Raw genomic sequence first — 19,283 nt, forward strand, 5'->3', positions numbered from 1 at the left:
CTGCGCTCTCACCGGCGGTTCGCTCACCCGTCCGGCCCAGCGTCCCGCCCCGGCATCCGCCCCGCTCGGGGGAGAGCCGCCCCCAATCGGCCCCCTGCCGTACGCTCCGGGACGCGCGTGCGTCAAACTGGTTTGTGATTGATCGCACTGTTTTACCGTCCGGCATGATGGGGACCACGGTTCCCTGAACAGGCCGACAAGGAGAGAACTCGTGGACGACGTTCTGCGGCGCGCCCCGCTTTTCGCGGCGCTCGATGACGAGCAGGCCGCGGAGCTCCGCGCCTCGATGAGTGAGGTGACCCTCGCGCGCGGCGACGCGCTGTTCCACGAGGGTGACCCGGGCGACCGCCTCTATGTGGTCACCGAGGGCAAGGTGAAGCTCCACCGCACCTCCCCCGACGGGCGCGAGAACATGCTGGCGGTCCTCGGCCCCGGCGAACTGATCGGTGAGCTGTCGCTCTTCGACCCGGGCCCGCGTACCGCCACCGCGACCGCGCTGACCGAGGTCAAGCTCCTCGGCCTCGGCCACGGCGACCTTCAGCCCTGGCTGAACGTACGCCCCGAGGTGGCCACCGCCCTGCTGCGCGCCGTCGCCCGGCGCCTGCGCAAGACCAACGACCAGATGTCCGACCTGGTCTTCTCCGACGTGCCGGGCCGTGTCGCCCGCGCCCTCCTCGACCTGTCGCGCCGCTTCGGCGTCCAGTCGGAGGAAGGCATCCACGTCGTGCACGACCTGACGCAGGAGGAGCTGGCCCAGCTGGTCGGCGCATCCCGCGAGACGGTCAACAAGGCCCTCGCCGACTTCGCCGGCCGCGGCTGGCTGCGGCTGGAGGCCCGTGCGGTGATCCTGCTGGACGTGGAGCGGCTGGCCAAGCGGTCCCGCTGACCCGTCGTCGTACGCAACGCCCGAGGGGCCCCGCCGACACCGGCGGGGCCCCTCGCGTACATGGCGGGGCGGGCCCCTCACGTACACGGCGGGGCCCCTCGCGTACGTGCCCGGGGTGGGCCGTCAGATCAGTCCGTGCTCCCGCAGGTACTCCAGCTGCGCCCGTACCGACAGCTCCGCCGCGGGCCACAGGGACCGGTCCACGTCCGCGTACACGTGGGCCACGACCTGGGACGACGTCAGATACCCGGCCTCCACCGCCGTCTCCACCTGGGCCAGGCGGTGTGCGCGGTGCGCCAGGTAGAACTCGACCGCGCCCTGGGCGTCGTCCAGCACCGGGCCGTGGCCGGGCAGCACCGTGTTCACCCCGTCGTCGACCGTCAGCGAACGCAGCCGCCGCAGCGAGTCGAGGTAGTCCCCCAACCGCCCGTCCGGGTGCGCCACCAGCGTCGTCCCGCGCCCGAGGATCGTGTCGCCCGTCAGCACCGCACGGTCGGCGGGCAGATGGAAGGAGAGCGAGTCCGCGGTGTGGCCCGGGGTCGGCACCACGTACATCTCCAGCCCGCCGGTCGTGATCACGTCCCCCGTGCCCAGGCCCTCGTCGCCGAGCCGGAGTTCCGGGTCCAGGGCCCGCACCTTCGTCCGGGTCAGCTCGGCGAACCGGGCCGCCCCCTCCGCGTGGTCGGGGTGCCCGTGGGTGAGGAGCGTGAGGGCGATCCGCCGGCCCGCGCGCTCGGCCGTGTCGATGACCGCCCGCAGATGGGCGTCGTCCAGCGGGCCCGGGTCGATGACGACGGCGAGGTCCGAGTCGGGCTCGGCGACGATCCAGGTGTTGGTGCCGTCCAGCGTCATCGCCGACCCGTTCGGCGCGAGGACGTTGACCGCACGGGCCGTGGCGGGGCCGGACAGCACCCCGCCGCGCGGCTGTCCGGGCAGCGCTGCCGCCTCGCTCATGCGGAACCACCGCCCGTACCGCTCCCGCCGCCCGCCGGGACGTGTTTGGTGAACTCCTCGTGCCCCGGCCAGCTCAGCACCAGCTCTCCGCCCTCCAGGCGGGCCTGTGCGAGCACGGGGGCGAGATCCTGGTCCGATGCCGCCTCCAACGCCTGCGCGGCGGTGGCGTACGGCCTGAGCGCACGCAGCGTGGCGACCGTCGGCGGCATCATCAGCAGCTCGCCCCGGTCGTATCCGTCGGCCGCCTCGCCCGGGCCGATCCACACCGTGCGGTCGGCCTCCGTCGAGGCGTTGCGGGTGCGCTGGCCGGCCGGGAGCGCGGCGACGAAGAACCAGGTGTCGTAGCGGCGCGGTTCGAACTCCGGAGTGATCCAGCGCGCCCAGGCGCCGAGCAGGTCCGAGCGCAGCACCAGCCCGCGCCGGTCGAGGAACTCCGCGAACGACAGTTCCCGCGCGACCAGCGCCTCGCGGTCGGCCTCCCAGTCCGCGCCGGTGGTGTCCGTGACGACCGTGCCCGCGGTCGGGCCCGCGAGCAGGACACCCGCCTCCTCGTACGTCTCGCGGACCGCGGCGCACACGATCGCCTGGGCCTCGGCCGTCGTGCCGACGCCGAGCCGTTTCGCCCAGTCCTCCAGCGCGGGTCCGGCCCAGCCGACGAGCCGGTCGTCGTCGCGCGGGTCGACCCCGCCACCCGGATAGGCGTACGCACCTCCGGCAAAGGCCATCGAGGTACGCCGGCGCAGCATGTGGACCGTGGGACCGCCCCCGGTACCCGCGGCGGAGTCCCGGAGCAGCATCACGGTGGCGGCCCGCCTGGGGGTCGCCGCCGTCAGTTCGCCTGCGGCGAGGGCCCGGATCCGGTCGGGCCATTCCGGTGGGTACCACTGACCATTGGACATGGCCGGAGGCTATCCGGAACCGGCACGATGTTCGAGGGCGCGGTGATCCGTACATGCCCCGTACACAGATGATCCCGCCCGGTCGTCACGACCGGACGGGATCCACGCACAGCCGGCTTCCGCACGCCGGCGGGGGTACGGCTCAGGCTCCGCTCTCAGCCGGCTTCCGAACGCCCACTGAGGTACGGCTCAGGCTCCGGTCAGCTCGACCTGGACCTCGACCTCGACCGGTGCGTCCAGCGGCAGCACGGCCACGCCGACGGCGCTGCGGGCGTGCACGCCCCTGTCGCCGAGCACCGCGCCGAGCAGTTCGCTCGCGCCGTTGATCACGGCGGGCTGGCCGGTGAAGTCCGTGGCCGAGGCGACGAACCCGACGACCTTCACCACCCGGGCGATCCGGTCCAGGTCACCCGCGACCGACTTCACGGCGGCCAGCGCGTTGAGCGCGCAGGTCTTCGCCAGCTCCTTCGCCTCGTCCGGCGTGACTTCCGCGCCGACCTTGCCGGTGACGGCGAGCTTGCCGTCCACCATCGGCAGCTGGCCCGAGGTGTACACGTACACCCCGGACTGCACGGCGGGCTGGTACGAGGCGAGCGGCGGTACGACGTCCGGCAGGGCAAGGCCGAGTTCGGCGAGCTTCGCCTCGACGGCGCCCGCCATCAGGCCTTCTCCCGCTTGAGGTAGGCCACGAGCTGCTCGGGGTTGTTCGGGCCGGGAACGACCTGGACCAGCTCCCAGCCGTCCTCGCCCCAGGTGTCCAGAATCTGCTTGGTCGCGTGCACGAGAAGGGGCACGGTCGCGTATTCCCACTTGGTCATGGCCCGACTGTAATGCCTGGCCGGTCCACGGGACGCCCAGCCTCGTGCGTAGCCTGCGGCGCGACTGGTTAGGCTCGAATACGTGAGCAGGTTCCAGGTCGTCAGCGGCAAGGGCGGTACCGGTAAGACCACGGTCGCCGCCGCCCTCGCGCTCGCCCTCGCGACCGAGGGCAGGCGCACCCTCCTCGTCGAGGTCGAGGGCAGACAGGGCATCGCCCAGCTCTTCGAGGCGGACTCCCTCCCCTACGAGGAGCGCAAGATCGCCGTCGCGCCGGGCGGCGGCGAGGTGTACGCACTGGCGATCGACGCCGAGCGCGCCCTCCTCGACTACCTCCAGATGTTCTACAAGCTCGGCAGCGCGGGCCGGGCCCTGAAGAAGCTCGGCGCGATCGACTTCGCCACCACCATCGCGCCCGGCGTCCGGGACGTCCTGCTGACGGGCAAGGCGTGCGAGGCGGTGCGGCGCAAGGACAAGCAGAACCGGTTCGTCTACGACTACGTGATCATGGACGCCCCGCCGACCGGCCGGATCACCCGTTTCCTCAACGTGAACGACGAGGTGGCGGGGCTGGCCCGGATCGGCCCGATACACAATCAGGCGCAGGCCGTGATGAGGGTGCTGAAGTCCCCCGAGACCGCGGTGCACCTGGTGACCCTCCTGGAGGAGATGCCGGTCCAGGAGACCGCCGACGGCATCACGGAACTGCGGGCCGCCGAACTGCCGGTGGGCCGGGTCATCGTGAACATGGTGCGCCCGCACCTGCTGGACGAGGACGCGCTGCGCACGGCCGCGGGCGGGCGGCGCAAGGAGATCGCCAAGACCCTCACCCGGGCGGGTGTGACCGGCTCCGCGGGGCTCGTACGCCCGCTGGTCGAGCAGGCGGCAGAGCACGCCCAGCGGGTGGAGCTGGAGCGTGAGCAGCGCGCCGTGCTGACGGGGCTGGGACTGCCGGCGTACGAACTCCCGCTGATCGGCGAGGGCGTGGACCCGGCCGGGCTGTACGAGCTGGCGGTGGAGCTGCGCAAGCAGGGCGTGGGCGAAGGGGCGGCGGAACAAGGGGTGGGTTCATGACATCGGAAACGGCCGCCGGTACGGAGGCGGGTCCCGCGACGGACACCGGCACGGGCTCCGCCCCGGCCCCTGCCCTGGACACCGACGCCCTGCTCGACGACCCGGACATCAGGATCGTGGTGTGCTGCGGCTCGGGCGGCGTCGGCAAGACGACGACGGCGGCGGCCCTCGGCGTACGGGCGGCCGAGCGCGGCCGCAAGGTCGTCGTCCTGACCATCGACCCCGCGCGTCGGCTGGCCCAGTCCATGGGCATCGACTCGCTGGACAACATTCCCCGCCGGGTGAAGGGCGTCGGGTCCGGGGGCGCCGGCGAACTGCACGCCATGATGCTCGACATGAAGCGGACCTTCGACGAGATCGTCGAGGCGCATGCGGACGGGGAGCGGGCCCGGGCGATCCTGGAGAACCCCTTCTACCAGTCCCTGTCGGCCGGCTTCGCCGGCACGCAGGAGTACATGGCGATGGAGAAGCTCGGCCAGCTGCGGGCCCGCGACGAATGGGACCTGATCGTCGTCGACACCCCGCCGTCACGGTCCGCCCTGGATTTCCTGGACGCGCCGAAGCGGCTGGGCTCGTTCCTGGACGGGAAGTTCATCAAGCTGCTGATGGCCCCGGCGAAGATGGGCGGCCGGGCCGGAATGAAGTTCCTCAACGTGGGCATGTCGATGATGACGGGAACGCTGGGCAAGCTGCTCGGTGGCCAGTTCCTGCGGGACGTGCAGACCTTCGTCGCAGCGATGGACACCATGTTCGGCGGATTCCGCACCCGCGCCGACGCCACGTACAGACTCCTCCAGGCGCCGGGCACGGCGTTCCTCGTCGTCGCGACCCCGGAGCGGGACGCGCTCCGCGAGGCGGCGTACTTCGTGGAGCGGCTGGCCGCGGAGGACATGCCGCTGGCCGGCCTGGTGCTCAACCGGGTGCACGGCAGTGACGCCGCGCGGCTCTCCGCGGAGCGCGCGCTGGCCGCCGCAGAAAATCTTGATGCCGACGGCATTGTGGATCAGGGGGCCGGGAAGGCTGGACTTCGTGAGCCCGCCGAATCCCCCGCGGCCGGTTCCGCACCGCCGCCGGACACCGCAGGAGCCGCCACCCCCGAACCGTCCGAGCACGCCTCGGAGCACGATCCCGCCGACATCCCGGACGCCGAAGCGGACACCCGTACCGACGCGGCGACGGACACACCAGCCAAAGACGTGGTGACCACCGACGCCGTGACCGTCGAGCAGCTGACGGCCGGCCTGCTGCGCCTGCATGCCGAACGGATGCAGGTGGTCGCGCGCGAACAGCACACACGCGACCGCTTCACCGCGCTGCATCCCGAGGTGGCCGTGACCGCGGTGGCCGCGCTGCCCGGAGATGTCCATGACCTCGCAGGGCTGCGAGCCATCGGGGACCGGCTCGCGGCCGGTTCCGCCTCGGCCGGAGCTGCGTAGCCTCCCCGTCGTCCGTCCTGCCGCCCGGGGCTATCCCACGGCGGCGAACGTCTCGTGCAGTTCGTCGTCCTCCAGCCCGATCGCCACGGGCAGGATGCCCGTGGACCGCTCGTACTCGCTGCGCGCGGTCTCCAGCAGCCGGCGCCAGGACGTGACCGTCGGGCGCCGGCGCAGCAGTGCGCGGCGCTCCCGCTCGGTCATTCCGCCCCACACGCCGAATTCGACGCGATTGTCGAGCGCATCGGCAAGGCATTCGGTCCGCACCGGACATCCGGTGCACACCGCCTTGGCCCTGTTCTGCGCTGCCCCTTGTACGAACAGTTCATCCGGATCGGTAGTGCGGCAGGCTGCCTGCGCACTCCAGTCGGTTACCCAGCCCATCCCGGCGCCGTCCTCTCCCGAATCGAGGCTCCCCCACGGCGGCAGCGGCATATTCACCGCTGCCAGTTGAGGACGTTACGGAAGGTGGCGACAGCACAACACCCCCTTCGGGCCCAATCTTGAATGGCCCGAACGGACTATGCGTATGCGGCAGATCACCCAGGGGAGTGAGGCGAGGACATGCGCGACTATCCCGACAGAATCGGGATAGACCACCTGAGCCATAACGGACGATCGATGACACACGAGGCGATTTCGGGGGCGCCTGAACTCGTGGCCGGGTCACGCACAGGGTCATGCAGGGGGGTTGATACAAAACCGGACTGCTGTGACAGTTGAGAGCAGCTTAGGCCAAGGCATATACGTGTGTCCGGCGAATGAGAACGTAGGCTGCCCCCATGCCAAAGAAGCGCTCGGGCGGGGGTCTCACGACGACCCAGCAGGCCGCCAAGTTCCTCGGTGTCGCCGCACTCTCCGGAGTGGTCCTGGCGGGCATCGCGCTGCCGGCCGCCGGAGCACTGGGTCTCGCCGCCAAGGGAACGGTCGACGGATTCGACGAGATCCCGGCCAATCTGAAGACTCCGCCGCTGAGCCAGCGCACCACGATCCTCGACAACCAGGGCGGTCAGATCGCCACGGTATACTCACGGGACCGCACCGTCGTGCCGCTGACGAAGATCTCCCCGTACATGCAGAAGGCGATCATCGCGATCGAGGACGCCCGCTTCTACGAGCACGGCGCGGTCGACCTCAAGGGCATCCTGCGTGCGATGAACCGCAACGTACAGGCGGGCGGGACCGCGCAGGGCGCGTCGACCCTCACCCAGCAGTACGTGAAGAACGTCTTCGTCGAGGAGGCCGGCGACGACCCGACGAAGGTCGCCCAGGCCACCCAGCAGACGCTGGGCCGCAAGGTCCAGGAGCTGAAGTACGCGATCCAGGTCGAGGAAGAACTCGGCAAGAAGAAGATCCTGGAGAACTACCTCAACATCACCTTCTTCGGGCAGCAGGCGTACGGCGTCGAGGCGGCCTCCCAGCGGTACTTCTCCAAGTCGGCGAAGGACCTCAAGCTGGAGGAGGCGGCGATGCTGGCCGGCATCGTGCAGTCGCCCAGCCGCTACGACCCCGTCAACGACAAGGAAGAGGCGACCAAGCGTCGCAACACCGTCATCCAGCGAATGGCCGACGTCAAGGACATCTCGCAGGAGGAGGCGGACAAGGCCAAGGCCACCCCGATCCAGCTGAAGGTGAAGCGGCCGAAGAACGGCTGCATCACCGCGGTCAGCGGGTCCGGTTTCTTCTGCGACTACGTACGCCAGATCGTCACGAGCGACCCGGCCTTCGGCAAGACCTCGAAGGACCGCGCCAAGCTCTGGGCGACCGGCGGACTCACCATCAAGACGACCCTGGACCCGCGTTCCCAGGCCGCCTCCAACGAGGCGGCGACCTCCCGGGTCAACGAGACCGACAAGGTCGCGGCCTCGGTCGTCCAGGTGCAGCCCGGTACCGGCCAGATCCTGGCGATGGCCCAGTCCCGTCCCTACGGACTGGACGCGTCCAAGCACCAGACCGTGCTGAACCTCTCCGTCGACCACAGGATGGGCGGCAGCTACGCCGGCTTCCAGGTCGGATCGACCTTCAAGCCGATCACCGCGGCGGCCGCGCTGGAGAAGGGCATCAGTCCGGCGCAGAGCTTCACCACGCCCCACGAGATCTCCCTGCCCGGCGAGAGCTTCCGCACCTGTGAGAACCAGCCGGCGGACGACAAGCCGTGGGAGGTGGGGAACGAGCTCGAGACGGAGAAGGGCATGTTCGACATGACCAGCGCGCTGGGCAAGTCGATCAACACCTACTTCGCGAAGCTGGAGCAGAAGACCGGCCTCTGCGAGACGCTCGCCATGGCGAAGAAGGTCGGCTACAACCGCGGCGACAACAAGCCGCTGTGGCAGGTCGCCAACACCACGCTCGGCGGCCAGGAGTCGACCCCGCTGGCGATGGCCTCGGTCTACGCGACGTTCGCCAACCGGGGCACGTACTGCTCCCCGATCGCGGTCCTCTCGGTGACCAAGCCGGACGGCAAGCAGATCGACGTACCGAAGTCGTCGTGCGACCGGGCCATGAGCGAGCACACGGCCGACACCATCAACCAGATGCTCAAGGGCGTCGTCGCGGACGGCACCGGCAAGTCGGCCGGTCTCAGCGACCGTGACAACGCGGGCAAGACCGGTACGACCGACGAGCGCATCAACGCCTGGTTCGTCGGCTACACGCCGAACCTGTCCACGGCGGTGTGGGTCGGCAGCGACGGGGCCCACCAGATCCCGATGAGCAATATCACCATCGGCGGCCAGTACTACGAGGACGTCTGCGGTGGCTGTCTGCCCGGTCCCATCTGGAAGACGGCGATGACGGGCTCCCTCGACGCCTCCGAGACCCCGGCCTTCAACCCGGTCAACGTGCCGCGGGCGAAGCCGAAGGAGGACAAGGACAAGAAGGACAAGAAGAAGCCGGGCGAGGGCGAGGGCGACGACAAGCCCGGCGACGACAGCCCCTTCCCCGGCATCAGCATCCCGCCGGGCCTGTCCGGCGGGAACGACGGCAACGGCCGCGGCCAGAACGACGGCGGGACGAACGGCCCCTGACCCGGCCGGTCCCCGCGCACGGCGGACATGAAGGTGGGGCGCTCCCGGTCCGGGAGCGCCCCACCTTCATGTCCGCCCGCCGCCGGCCTCGCGGCCTTCCAGCCGTTCGGTCCTTCGGCCTCGCGTGGCTCAGCCCGCGAGGAGCTTCTTCACCGTGGCGGCCACCCGGCCGCCCTCGGCGCGGCCCGCCACCTTCGGGTTCACGATCTTCATCACGGCACCCATCGCACGCGGCCCCTCGGCCCCGGCGGCCTTCGCCTCGTCGACGGCGGACGTCACGATCGCGGTCAGCTCGTCGTCGCTCAGCTGCTGCGGGAGGTAGGCGTCGAGCAGCTCGCCCTCCCTCTTCTCCCGCTCGGCCTGCTCGGTCCGGCCGCCCTTGGCGAAGGCCTCGGCCGCCTCGCGGCGCTTCTTGGCCTCCTTGGCGATCACCTTCTGCACCTCGTCGTCGGAGAGTTCGCGGGCCGTCTTGCCGCCGACCTCCTCCTTGGTGATCGCCGTGAGGGTCAGCCGGAGCGTGGACGAAGTCAGCTCGTCGCGCGCCTTCATGGCCGTGGTGAGGTCTTCCTTGAGCTTGGACTTGAGCGTGGTCATGGGGTGATTGTGGCAGGTGCGGGGTGCCCGCCGCCCGCCGGTTTTCCCGTGGACACGCACCGTCTGCGACGATGGGCGCATGCGCGCACGCTACGGAGTACCCCTGAAAATCACGGCGGTCACCGCCGCGGCCGGCGCCGCCGGTCTCGCCTACGCGGCCGGATTCGAGGCCCGCTCCTTCCGTCTGCGAAGGGTCACGATCCCGGTACTCCCGCACGGAGCACGCCCGTTGCGCGTCCTTCAGGTCTCCGACGTCCACATGGTCAGCGGCCAGCGCAAGAAGCGCGCCTGGCTGCAGTCCCTGGCCGGGCTGCGCCCCGACTTCGTGGTGAACACCGGTGACAACCTCTCCGACCCGGAGGCCGTACCGGAACTGCTCGACGCGCTGGGCCCGCTGATGGAGTACCCGGGTGTGTACGTGTTCGGGTCCAACGACTACTACGGCCCCAAGCTCCGCAACCCCGCCCGCTACCTCTTCGAGAAGGCCGCGGGCAAACACGGCCTCAACGGCAACGCCCCCGCCGTGGGCGTCGTCCACAACCCGTGGGAACCGATGCGCGACGCCTTCGACGAGGCGGGCTGGCTGAACCTCTCCAACACCCGGGGCCGGCTGAAGCTCGACGGCCTGGAGCTGGCCTTCACGGGCCTGGACGACCCGCACATCAAGCGCGACCGCTACGCGGAGGTCTCCGGCGGCCCCGAGACGGGCGCCGACCTCTCCATCGGCGTCGTCCACGCCCCCTACCTGCGCTCGCTCGACGCCTTCACCGCGGACGGCTACCCCCTGATCCTGGCCGGCCACACCCACGGCGGCCAGCTCTGCATCCCCTTCTACGGCGCCCTGGTAACCAACTGCGACCTGGACACGGACCGGGTGAAGGGCCTCTCCAGCCACACGGCCGGCGGCCACCGCTCCTACCTCCACGTCTCGGCGGGATGCGGCACCAACCGCTACACCCCGGTCCGCTTCGCCTGCCCGCCCGAGGCGACCCTGCTGACCCTCACGGCACGAGACATGTGACCGCGGGTGCCCGGCCGCTGACCGTCGGCACCCGCGCGATCGCCGCAAAAAGCGGATTTCGTCTCCGGGCGCCGGTGGGCTAAAGTAATCGATGTCGCCGGGAGACCGGCGGCGATCGGGGTGTAGCGCAGCTTGGCAGCGCGCTTCGTTCGGGACGAAGAGGTCGTGGGTTCAAATCCCGCCACCCCGACAGCTGAAACACCAGGTCAGGGGCCTGATCCACTTAGTGGATCAGGCCCCTGAGTGGTTTCCGGGGCCCTCTTGGGAGCCGTTTGGGAGCCAAGTACGGGGAGGCGGCTCCCAAGGCCCCGGCGCTGGAGGGGGCAGCCACCGCGCAGCAAGACGTTCAGACTCCCCTGTCTCGAAGGGGTCGCGCTGAGCGGGCCCTCGACAGAGAATGCAGTACGGTCGCGCTCATACGGGTAGGCACAGAGAGGAGGGTTCATGTCGTACGAACCGAAGCTCGCAGCGGCGCTGTCCGGCGCGACGATGGCCCAGCTCTCTCACTGGCGTCACGCCTCAGGCGCAGGAGGCGCAGTCCTCGTCCCAGAGATCTCGGCTATACGGCCCATCCTGTACTCCTTCCGAGATGTCGTTGCACTGCGAACCTGCGTGCGCCTCCGGCAGGAGACCTCGCTGCAGCGGATCCGTCGCGCAGTGGACTCCCTCAGGGACGATCTGGGCGAGCGAGAGCACCTCTCGGCCTACCAGCTCGTCACCGACGGGGGCACGGTGTATCTGGCCGATCCTGACCATGCCGTCGACCTGATCGGCCGCAAGGGTGGCAAAAGCAACCTCGTCATCCACCAGCTCGTCGATGTCCTAGCCCCGTTCTACCGGAACGGCCGACACATTCCCGACCTGCTGTCCCCCCGCCCAGATGTCGCCGTGGATCCATCCGTACGCGGCGGTGAGCCGGTAATCCGTGGCACTCGCGTCCCCGCAGCCGAGGTCGCGGCCCTAATCCGAGATGGAATTCCTCCGGAGCAGATCGCCGACTTCTTCCCCGGGGTCAGTGCCGGAGCAGCACTTGAAGCAACCGACTTCACCGATTACGTCGACAGCTACACCGGAACGCCCACCGGTGCAGGCGCAGGTGCGAGCCGAGGCGCCGCTTGAAGCTGCTGCTCGACGAGAACGTGCCGCGTCCTATGGCCGATATCGTCCGCATCCTCCTCAAGGCTCATGACGTCCTACACGTGCATGACCTGCCCGGATGGGCTGGCACCAAAGACATCGAGCTGTTCGAGAAGGCCCGCGCTGAAGGCTTCGACGCAGTCCTCACCAACGACACCAAACAGATGAGCCGGCACCTTGAAGTCGCGGCGATCGCCGCATCCGGGCTCCATCGGATCGAGTACCGCCAGAACAACAAGCACGGCGGGCTGGTCGGCCTCGGCTCGGCCATCGCCACGGTTTGCGCGGGTCTCCCCCACGCTCTGGCCGAGCTATCGGTCTCAGACGGCCAACGTCTGGTCTCCCTCACCTCTGTCGACCCAACTCGCGCCACCCGTGTCCGCACCGTCGATCCTCAGGTGGACGCACCCAAATTCTGGCCCACGGGCTGACCCGCAACGGCTGTTCCGACCGCGCCGCAACCTCCAAGTTTCAGACGGTGCCGTGCTCACGCGAAACCGGCCTTCGCAGCCTCGAGAACCTTCTTGTTCGGGCTGGAGAAAATGGCGTAGATGTTGTCGACCGCAGCGGTCGAGCGAAGCGTCAGTCGCGTGCGTCCCGACTGAGCGCCCGGGACGACCGTGATCGTGAGCTCGCCCCAGGTGGGGAACTTTCTGTACGTGCCCGTCACCTGCCCGAGGTCTGCGAGTGTCCGCACGTCCTTGAACCCTGCGGCAATGAGGCCCTGTTCGCAACGGGTAAGCCACCCCTCGCGCTGCCCGGCGACCACGAGGACCTCCTCCATGCTCTTACGGATAGCCACGTGACTCCTCCAGAGGGCGGAACATTCATTCGACTCAGCGGAGCATGACAGTTTCGAAGCTCGCGTGGGCTTCCTTCTGTGAGCGGTACGCGCAGCTGAGCCGAGTGTCTGGAGGGGGACCGCCACGTACGCTCTGGGTGTCCGGCGCACCGCGCCGGGCGCACGAGGGGGGCACCGTGGATCATCTGTTCACTGTCAACGGCCGGACGGCCACGCCGATATCGCGTACCGGGCTCGCCGCCGAGGGCCTGCTGGAGCGGCAGCATCTCCAGGAGTGGGTGATCGCCCATCCCCAGGTGCTCGGGGAGTCGGTGCTCGTGATCACCGCGGAGTACGACCGGTGGGCCGACACCGATGGGGTTCCGGCCCGTGACCGGCTGGACGTGCTCGGGTTGGATGCGACCGGGCGCCTCGTCGTAGTCGAGCTGAAGCGGGGGACGGCCGACCGGGACGTTCACCTACAGGCGATCACCTACGCCGCCCTGGTGTCCCGGTTCGACCTCGACACCCTCACCCAGGCGCACCGTGGCTTCCTGTTGCGCAGGGGGCAGGCCCTCGACATCGACGCGTGCAGGCAGCGGCTGCTCGACCACGTGGACGGGGAGTGGAGCCCGGAACTGCTCCAACGGCCCCGGCAGGTGATCATCGCCGCCGACTTCCCCAAGCAGGTCACCCACTCCGTGGTCTGGCTGTCGGAGATGGGCATCGACATCGACCTCGTCCAGGTCGGCCTGTGGCGGGTTGAGGGCAGCCTCGTCGCCGGGTTCACCAAGGTCTACCCGACCCCGGAGGTCGAGGAGTTCACGCTCACCCCGGCCCGGGTCGAAGGCGAGGCGGCGGCCAAGAAGCTGCAGGAGCGCTCGCGTTCACGCAACGCCGTCCATGTGCTCATCGGTGCGGGTCTGCTGCCTGACGGGACCAGGCTGCTGATGACACCGCGCCACGGCGTGACGGATGCCATCCGCACCGAGATTCGGTCATGGGTGGCGCAGGACACCGCCCGAGGTGTCGCCACCTGGGCCAATGACACTGCCAAGCCACTGGTCTGGGACGCTGACGGAGTCTCCTACTCCCCTACCGGGCTCGCCAACCACATCTTCACGAGCGTGACCGGACGCAGCGTGGACGGCATACAGGGAACGACGTGGTGGGACGTGGACACCACGCAGGTGCCCGCCGACATCGACCCCGAAGCATGGGCCACGCTGGCAGGATCCGACCTCACCGCTCTGGCCAGGCAGCTCAGCGGCACCCGCAAGGACTGGACCGGGCTGCACACTCTGCTGGGCGGAGTCCCGAGCGGACGGTGGACCACTTACGGGGACCTGGCGGCGGTGGTCGGGAGCCACGCCGTCCCCATAGGCCAGCACCTCAGCACCTGCGGCCGATGTCCCAACCCCTGGCGCGTCCTCACGGCTGCGGGGAAGGTCAGCTCCGGCTTCCGATGGCCTGATCCCTCTCGCACGGACAGTGCCCTGTCCGTGCTGGTTGGGGAAGGCGTGCGCTTCGACGGAGGCACCGCCGACCCGGACCAGCGCCTGCGCGAGGACGAGCTCCGGCAACTCCTCGACGGCTGAGAGCCCTATGCGGCCCTCAGCCCGCCGTGATCGGGGCCCGCCTCAGGCCCCCGCGCCCCCGAAGCGCTCGCGATAGGACTCCAGGTCGTCTTCCGTGATCTTCGCGAACAGGACCGGCGGCACCGTGAACGGCGTACCGGCCGGGACCGCGGCCAGGGACGTGGCCTGCTCGGCGGTCACCCAGGTCACGGTGTCGGCGGGCAGGGCGAAGGCACCGCGCATGGCGGCGGCCGAGGCCGGGATGAACGGCTCGGAGACGATCGCGTAGAGGTGGATGAGGTTCATCGCCGTACGCAGGGTCAGGGCCGCACCCTCCGGGTCGGTCTTGATCTCCAGCCAGGGGGCCTTCTCCTCCAGGTAGGAGTTGCCCGCCGACCACAGGGCCCGCAACGCCGCCCCAGCCTTGCGGTACTGGAGAGCCTCCATGTGCTCCTCGTACTCAGCCAGCAGCCGCGCGATCTCCTCGCCCAGCCGTGCCTCCGCCTCGCCGGCCGCATTGCCCGCAGGGACGTCGTCCCCGAAGCGCTTGCGGGAGAAGGACAGCACCCGGTTGACGAAGTTGCCCAGAGTGTCGGCCAGGTCCTTGTTGACCGTGGCGGCGAAGTGCTCCCAAGTGAAGGAGGAATCGTCGGACTCGGGGGCGTTGGCGATCAGGAAGTAGCGCCAGTAGTCGGCCGGCAGCATCTCCAGAGCGGCGTCGGTGAAGACGCCCCGCTTCTGGGAGGTGGAGAACTTGCCGCCGTAGTACGTGAGCCAGTTGAAGCCCTTGACGACGTCGACCTTCTTCCACGGCTCGCGGACACCGAGCTCCGTGGCCGGGAACATCACCGTGTGGAACGGGACGTTGTCCTTGGCCATGAACTGGGTGTAGCGCACGGTGTCGTCGGCCTCGTACCACCACGACTTCCAGTCGCGGGTCGCCCCATCCGGGCCGGCGTCCGACCACTCCTTCGTCGCACCGATGTACTCGATCGGGGCGTCGAACCAGACGTAGAAGACCTTGCCCTCGGCCGCGAGCTCCGGCCAGGTGTCGGAAGGAACCGGGACGCCCCAGTCCAGGTCACGGGTAATCGCCCGGTCGTGCAGGCCCTCGGTGAGCCACTTGCGGGCGATGGAGGAGGACAGCTGCGGCCACTGCTCCTCGTGCCGCGCGACCCACGCCTCGACCTCATGCTGAAGCTTGGACTGGAGCAGGAACAGGTGCTTGGTCTCGCGGACCTCCAGCTCCGTGGAGCCACTGATCGCCGAACGGGGGTTCAGCAGGTCGGTCGGGTCGAGGACGCGAGTGCAGTTCTCGCACTGGTCGCCGCGGGCCTTGTCGTAGCCGCAGTGCGGGCAGGTGCCCTCGACATACCGGTCCGGCAGAAAACGGCCGTCGACCGGCGAGTACACCTGGCGGATCGCACGTTCCTCGATGAAGCCGTTCTTGTGCAACTGGCGCGCGAAGTGCTGCGTGATCTCGACGTTCTGCTGCGAAGAGCTGCGTCCGAAGTAGTCGAAGGCCAGCTGGAAGCCGTCGTACACGGCCTTCTGCGCGTCGTGGGCCTGCGCGCAGAACTCCGCCACCGACAGTCCAGCCGCCTTTGCCGCCAGCTCGGCCGGTGTCCCATGTTCATCGGTGGCGCAGATGTACAGGACGTCGTGACCGCGCTGGCGGAGGTACCGGGAGTACACATCCGCCGGAAGCATCGACCCGACCATGTTGCCCAGGTGCTTGATCCCGTTGATGTAGGGAAGCGCGCTGGTTACCAGGTGTCGAGCCATCCTTGGATGCTCCATTTCATACGGCGCCGGTGACAGTGCCACGGCGGGCCCAGGTCGGGAGGGTGCAGCAGGTGCGACCGCTCAGGTCGCTCAACCGAGTCACGCGTAGTGAGGTCGGCTCTGCAAGCCGTCGCAATCGTATGGCAGCCGGGTGCTTTCCCGGCGACCGTTTTATCCCTCGGCCAGGCCCGTACGGAAACGCGCTCGGCCGTCCGAGACAGGCGGCCAAGCGAGTCTCGGACGGCCGAGGCGGTCCTCATATTAGGGCCCGTATGTCCGTGGTTGCGCACCCCTTGTCCTCATGCGAGACCGAAGGGTGATTCATATGATCCGAGAAGCCTCTTCCAGCAGGCCAGGCGCTCCGGACCGGCGCCACCCTGCGAACAGCGAAGTCCGGGTGCCTCTCACCGCCCAGACTTCGCCGGTCTGCGCTACCGGCGTACACGCAGGAGGGCGTCGAGCACGTGCACGGGCGACGTGGGACTCATCGCCAAGCGGGCAGCGAGTGCGACCTCCCACTGCTCGGTCAGGCCGAGCATGAGGCGCTTGCGCATGCCAGGGGTGACGTGGGCGTAGCGCGCCGAGACGGAGCCGTCGATGTGTCCCATGCGCTGGTCCATGAGGACCTTCTCTGTGCCGAGGTCCTCCATCACGGTCCTATGGGTGTGGCGCAGTCCGTGAGGGGTGAGGCCCTTGGCAATCGGGAGCCAGCAGGCGTCGGCCCGTTGGCCGGCGCCGCGCCCTCGCGCGGGGACTCCTGGCCACGGTTCGCCGAGTAGCGGCACGGGTCGTGGCTCCTGCGGGGCCTTCTTCGGATACCAGCCCGATACCGCTGGGGTGAACAGCCACGTTGCGAAACCGTTCCTGCGCCAGTGGGCCGCAGGCTCCACCACTGCGCCACCTCGTACGAACCCGAGGTCCGTGATGGCCTCCTCCACCCGTATTCGCGTCGACTCGGCGACGCGATCGCGGTGGTTGAGGACGTTGGACACCGTCCCCGTGGAGACTTCGGCACGGCGGGCAACGTCGACGAGTTTCGCACCGTGGTGGCCGCCTGTACGAGCCGTGCCCTGCCTGCGGAAGACGTAGGTCCTACCGTGGCAGGGGCAGGGCGTCGGCTTCGTGCGGGCGATGTGATTGGCGACCAGGGCGGACAGCCAGTCCATCGAGTCGAGGGTGCGATAGCTGTCGTCCTTGGGCGGGCAGCGCACCATTTCGCCCGAGTCGAGCTCGTACAACTGCCACTCGACACGGACGGAGCCAGGCCGAGCGAACTCGGTCTCCAGGCCGACTATTTCGCCCCAGCGCATGCCGGTGTATCCCTTGAGGACGACGGCGACGAACTCATCATCTCGGCCGGACAGCAGTGCTGCTCGTTCGGCGATCAACAGGATGCCGAGCGGATCGGTGACGACCTTCTCCGGGCCTCGGTCACGGGAGCGGCCCGCGCGCTTGCCCCGCCCACGTCGCCTGGTTGCCGGGTTCGACGTGATCAGCCCTTCGTCGATCGCGTCCTCGTAGATCAGGTGGAACGTCGAGCGCCAGGTCTTGACGCTGGAGGCCGCGTACAGGGCCCTTTCCTTCTTCTCCCACCGGTCGACGTCCGAGCGCAGGATGCCGGCGAGCGCTTGGTCCCCGAAGTCGGGAAGCAGGTGTTCCTCGATGTGGCGCTTGTAGTTCTGCATCGTCGATGCGGCCAGGTCCTGGGTGTCGTACCAGCGGCTCGCGTACTCGCCGAAGGTCTCCTGGCCGAGTGCCGGGTCACGCCAGTCGCCGCGCCGGTACTTGTTCTCGGCCTCGCTCGCGGCGCGCTGAGCCTCGCCCTTGGTGGCGAACTTGATCGCCTTGCCGCCCTCGTCGACGACCGTGAGGTGCTTCCCAGGTGCGGTCTTGTACCGGCCACGCCAGTAGTTCGCACGCTTCTCCGCGAAACCCACGCTCCTCCTCTCCCTTGGTACGCGGTCGTGTCAGGCGACGGTGTTGAACTGGCTTTGCCTGGCGCGGACCGGAGGCCGGGCCCGCAGGCGGGTTGTGGGCGCGGCACGCTGGGCCGTGTTTGCCTGCTGGGCGTCAGCCTTGGCGGCGGTCCGAGCTGTGGCGGGCTGGTGTGCCCGTGCGGGCCGTTCTTCGTGGAGGCGGATGATCTCTGCGAGGTGTTCTGCGGTGAAGCGGTACGCGCGGCCGACCCGCGTGAAGGGGATCAGCCGCCGGCGGGCCCTGTCCTTGACCCACCAGGCAGAGCAGCCGAGAACGGCAGCGATGTCCTCGGGACGGTAGAGGCGGGGCGGCGCTACTCCGGTGCCTGGCTGCTCAGCCATGCGAGATCGCCTCCTTCGCGGTACGGAGGCGGAATGGCAACAGGGCAGGGGGAATGGCCTCTCGGCGCAAGGAGGTTCCTTCTCTGGCGCGGCCGTGCGGAGACGGGTACGCCGGTCTTGGTGGTTCAGGTACGGGCGGGGTGATGCGCGTAGCGGCTGCCGGGTGTTGGCCCACCCGGGGAGCACTGTTGGGGCTCGTTCCGCTAACTCGTCTCGGCGAGCAGGGCGAGCGGGGAGAGGCCGAGAGCGGCGGCGATGGCGACGAGGTCGTCGACATCGCAGCGGCGCTGTCTGCATTCGATGCGGGACAGCATCGTGATGGTCATGGGTCGGCCGAGCGCGGTGACCCGTTCGGCCAGCTGGCGCTGGGCGAATCCGCGTGCTGTGCGGGCACGGGTAATGGCGCGGGCGGTCAGCACGCCGGCCGGGCCAATTCCCAAGGGGCTTTCAGGCATGGGTCAGTTGTAGCTCTGCATTGCCGGTTTGGGTAACCGGCGATGTGCTGCTATGTTGCGCATCTTTTTTGTCAGATCTGGTCCCCAGGCTCTTTGCGAGCGGCGCAACATAGACCGGAATTGGCGGATGACCAAATCACCTGATGCCCTCATGCTGGTAGCACCTACGTGGTGCTCGACGTGGGCACCTTGCATCGCGCGCTCACCAGCGCCGTCCACGGATTCACTTGCCAACTGCCCCATTTATGCAACTTCTTGGTCAACCGGCGATTCGGGTCTACCGTTTTAAGGAGGCCGCGCACGACACGTTCGCCGAGAGCTGTTTGCTTTCCCGGCGGAATGCTGGACTTGTGCGGGGAAGATGTGGCTGTCTTGGCCATGCGCCCGGAAACCCCTGCGGCTCCGAGCACATGAAGAAGCCCCCGGCGGGCCAACGCCGGGGGCCAAGAAGTCCCTACCGATATCGCCCGTACCTGAACGATCAAGACGGTGGCGGTCATAACGCCACCGGGTGAGGAACTGTGCAT

19 protein-coding genes and 1 tRNA gene are annotated in these 19,283 nt (G+C 69.0%); 9 read left to right on the plus strand and 11 right to left on the minus strand.

Annotated elements, in window-relative coordinates:
• Positions 1 to 211 precede the first annotated feature (211 nt).
• On the plus strand, positions 212 to 886 hold the full coding sequence (locus ACIQMX_RS35115) for a Crp/Fnr family transcriptional regulator (protein WP_123460131.1): 675 nt from the start codon (positions 212 to 214) through the stop codon (positions 884 to 886).
• A 123-nt stretch (positions 887 to 1,009) separates the two neighbouring features.
• Here ACIQMX_RS35115 and ACIQMX_RS35120 read toward each other — a convergent pair whose 3' ends face one another.
• The 4 genes from ACIQMX_RS35120 to ACIQMX_RS35135 all read right to left on the minus strand — a co-directional run bounded on the left by ACIQMX_RS35120 (position 1,010) and on the right by ACIQMX_RS35135 (position 3,557).
• The gene (locus ACIQMX_RS35120) at positions 1,010 to 1,840 is read right to left on the minus strand and encodes an MBL fold metallo-hydrolase (protein WP_402484196.1); all 831 of its coding nucleotides are present in this window, start codon (positions 1,838 to 1,840) and stop codon (positions 1,010 to 1,012) included.
• Entirely contained in the window at positions 1,837 to 2,739 is a 903-nt protein-coding gene (locus tag ACIQMX_RS35125) for an NUDIX hydrolase (RefSeq protein ID WP_402484198.1), read from the minus strand. Before ACIQMX_RS35125 ends, ACIQMX_RS35120 begins: the two co-directional genes overlap by 4 nt.
• 189 nt (positions 2,740 to 2,928) lie before the next feature.
• Entirely contained in the window at positions 2,929 to 3,399 is a 471-nt protein-coding gene (locus tag ACIQMX_RS35130; RefSeq protein WP_123460134.1) for a RidA family protein, read from the minus strand.
• Complete coding sequence (locus ACIQMX_RS35135) at positions 3,399 to 3,557, minus strand: DUF4177 domain-containing protein (RefSeq protein ID WP_003967454.1); 159 nt, start codon at positions 3,555 to 3,557, stop codon at positions 3,399 to 3,401. Before ACIQMX_RS35135 ends, ACIQMX_RS35130 begins: the two co-directional genes overlap by 1 nt.
• Positions 3,558 to 3,639: 82 nt before the next feature.
• Between ACIQMX_RS35135 and ACIQMX_RS35140 the strand changes: the two genes are divergently transcribed.
• Positions 3,640 to 4,629 carry an ArsA-related P-loop ATPase gene (locus ACIQMX_RS35140; RefSeq protein ID WP_363071730.1) on the plus strand — a complete coding sequence of 330 codons (990 nt, stop codon included), beginning with the start codon at positions 3,640 to 3,642 and terminating at the stop codon, positions 4,627 to 4,629.
• The gene (locus ACIQMX_RS35145) at positions 4,626 to 6,065 is read left to right on the plus strand and encodes an ArsA-related P-loop ATPase (protein WP_402484200.1); all 1,440 of its coding nucleotides are present in this window, start codon (positions 4,626 to 4,628) and stop codon (positions 6,063 to 6,065) included. Before ACIQMX_RS35140 ends, ACIQMX_RS35145 begins: the two co-directional genes overlap by 4 nt.
• Before the next feature lie 30 nt (positions 6,066 to 6,095).
• On the opposite strand, the gene ACIQMX_RS35150 is transcribed toward ACIQMX_RS35145, so the two are convergent.
• The gene (locus tag ACIQMX_RS35150) at positions 6,096 to 6,446 is read right to left on the minus strand and encodes a WhiB family transcriptional regulator (RefSeq protein WP_018551136.1); all 351 of its coding nucleotides are present in this window, start codon (positions 6,444 to 6,446) and stop codon (positions 6,096 to 6,098) included.
• 398 nt (positions 6,447 to 6,844) lie between these two features.
• Here ACIQMX_RS35150 and ACIQMX_RS35155 point away from each other — a divergent pair, with 398 nt between their 5' ends.
• Positions 6,845 to 9,088: a transglycosylase domain-containing protein gene (locus ACIQMX_RS35155; RefSeq protein ID WP_363071734.1), complete on the plus strand. Its 2,244-nt coding sequence runs from the start codon at positions 6,845 to 6,847 to the stop codon at positions 9,086 to 9,088.
• Positions 9,089 to 9,217: 129 nt separating this feature from the next.
• Here ACIQMX_RS35155 and ACIQMX_RS35160 read toward each other — a convergent pair whose 3' ends face one another.
• Complete coding sequence (locus ACIQMX_RS35160; RefSeq protein ID WP_326737134.1) at positions 9,218 to 9,682, minus strand: GatB/YqeY domain-containing protein; 465 nt, start codon at positions 9,680 to 9,682, stop codon at positions 9,218 to 9,220.
• 79 nt (positions 9,683 to 9,761) lie between these two features.
• Between ACIQMX_RS35160 and ACIQMX_RS35165 the strand changes: the two genes are divergently transcribed.
• The 4 genes from ACIQMX_RS35165 to ACIQMX_RS35180 all read left to right on the plus strand — a co-directional run bounded on the left by ACIQMX_RS35165 (position 9,762) and on the right by ACIQMX_RS35180 (position 12,271).
• Positions 9,762 to 10,703 carry a metallophosphoesterase gene (locus tag ACIQMX_RS35165; protein WP_402484203.1) on the plus strand — a complete coding sequence of 314 codons (942 nt, stop codon included), beginning with the start codon at positions 9,762 to 9,764 and terminating at the stop codon, positions 10,701 to 10,703.
• A gap of 116 nt (positions 10,704 to 10,819) precedes the next feature.
• Positions 10,820 to 10,893 (plus strand) — tRNA-Pro (locus tag ACIQMX_RS35170).
• Positions 10,894 to 11,147: 254 nt separating this feature from the next.
• Positions 11,148 to 11,822 carry a DUF433 domain-containing protein gene (locus ACIQMX_RS35175; protein ID WP_366820444.1) on the plus strand — a complete coding sequence of 225 codons (675 nt, stop codon included), beginning with the start codon at positions 11,148 to 11,150 and terminating at the stop codon, positions 11,820 to 11,822.
• The gene (locus tag ACIQMX_RS35180; RefSeq protein WP_402484205.1) at positions 11,819 to 12,271 is read left to right on the plus strand and encodes a DUF5615 family PIN-like protein; all 453 of its coding nucleotides are present in this window, start codon (positions 11,819 to 11,821) and stop codon (positions 12,269 to 12,271) included. Before ACIQMX_RS35175 ends, ACIQMX_RS35180 begins: the two co-directional genes overlap by 4 nt.
• Before the next feature lie 56 nt (positions 12,272 to 12,327).
• Here ACIQMX_RS35180 and ACIQMX_RS35185 read toward each other — a convergent pair whose 3' ends face one another.
• Positions 12,328 to 12,642 carry a hypothetical protein gene (locus ACIQMX_RS35185; RefSeq protein WP_402484207.1) on the minus strand — a complete coding sequence of 105 codons (315 nt, stop codon included), beginning with the start codon at positions 12,640 to 12,642 and terminating at the stop codon, positions 12,328 to 12,330.
• 176 nt (positions 12,643 to 12,818) lie between these two features.
• On the opposite strand from ACIQMX_RS35185, the gene ACIQMX_RS35190 reads away from it, so the two are divergent.
• Complete coding sequence (locus ACIQMX_RS35190) at positions 12,819 to 14,219, plus strand: DNA-binding protein (protein WP_402484209.1); 1,401 nt, start codon at positions 12,819 to 12,821, stop codon at positions 14,217 to 14,219.
• A 42-nt stretch (positions 14,220 to 14,261) separates the two neighbouring features.
• Here the strand turns inward: ACIQMX_RS35190 and metG are convergent, their stop codons facing one another.
• The 4 genes from metG to ACIQMX_RS35210 form a co-directional block, all read right to left on the minus strand.
• Entirely contained in the window at positions 14,262 to 15,983 is a 1,722-nt protein-coding gene (metG, locus tag ACIQMX_RS35195; RefSeq protein ID WP_402484211.1) for a methionine--tRNA ligase, read from the minus strand.
• A gap of 431 nt (positions 15,984 to 16,414) precedes the next feature.
• Positions 16,415 to 17,920 carry a LacI family DNA-binding transcriptional regulator gene (locus ACIQMX_RS35200; RefSeq protein ID WP_402484213.1) on the minus strand — a complete coding sequence of 502 codons (1,506 nt, stop codon included), beginning with the start codon at positions 17,918 to 17,920 and terminating at the stop codon, positions 16,415 to 16,417.
• Between the two features lie 30 nt (positions 17,921 to 17,950).
• On the minus strand, positions 17,951 to 18,301 hold the full coding sequence (locus ACIQMX_RS35205; RefSeq protein WP_402484215.1) for a helix-turn-helix domain-containing protein: 351 nt from the start codon (positions 18,299 to 18,301) through the stop codon (positions 17,951 to 17,953).
• Between the two features lie 203 nt (positions 18,302 to 18,504).
• Positions 18,505 to 18,756 carry a helix-turn-helix domain-containing protein gene (locus ACIQMX_RS35210; protein ID WP_073733580.1) on the minus strand — a complete coding sequence of 84 codons (252 nt, stop codon included), beginning with the start codon at positions 18,754 to 18,756 and terminating at the stop codon, positions 18,505 to 18,507.
• Positions 18,757 to 19,283: the final 527 nt, after the last annotated feature.

Source organism: Streptomyces sp. NPDC091416, assembly GCF_044756845.1.
Lineage (GTDB): Bacteria > Actinomycetota > Actinomycetes > Streptomycetales > Streptomycetaceae > Streptomyces.